This is a genomic window from Mesorhizobium sp. M8A.F.Ca.ET.021.01.1.1, assembly GCF_003998025.1.
Classification (GTDB): Bacteria; Pseudomonadota; Alphaproteobacteria; order Rhizobiales; family Rhizobiaceae; genus Mesorhizobium.
The window spans coordinates 1-479 of sequence record NZ_RZSJ01001112.1 but is presented as its reverse complement, the minus strand read 5'-3'; the positions used below and the strand labels follow the sequence as shown (position 1 = coordinate 479).

General features: G+C 65.3%; 1 protein-coding gene. It reads right to left on the bottom strand.

Features of this window, described 5'->3' with window-relative positions; all coding sequences use genetic code 11:
• The coding region (locus tag EOA36_RS36865; protein ID WP_127281336.1) for an extracellular solute-binding protein at positions 1-479 on the bottom strand (479 nt) is incomplete at both ends.

Below are 479 nucleotides of genomic sequence, written 5' to 3'. Positions count from 1 at the left end.
GCTCGGGATAGACGGCGTTCGAAATCTCGATCCACTCGGGCGTCTGCGGCACGGCAAAGGCGTGCTTGGCTTCTTCCTGGAAAGCCGACAGAACCTCCTTCTTGTAGGGATCGTTGGCCGCCTGCTGCAGGTCCCAGTCCCAGACCGCGCTGCGGGTCGGCAGCGGGCCGGCGGCGGCCTCGAACTTCTGGCTGTCCTCGTTGGTCAGCCACCACACCAGCGATGCGGCAGCCTCCTTGTTCGGGCAGTTCTCGGTCACCGAGAATCCATGGAAGCCCGACCAGCCGGTGCGTACTCCGGCGGAGCCTTTCGGCGCGACCTTGACGCCGACATTGCCGGCGACCTTCGACGACTTCGGATCGTTGAAGAAGCCTGCCCAGCCCGGCCAGTCCAAATTGATGGCGACGGTGCCGGAGGCAAAGCCCTGGCCGAGATCGTCCCAGAGATAGTTGGTGGTGCCGGCCGGAACGGCCTTGGCC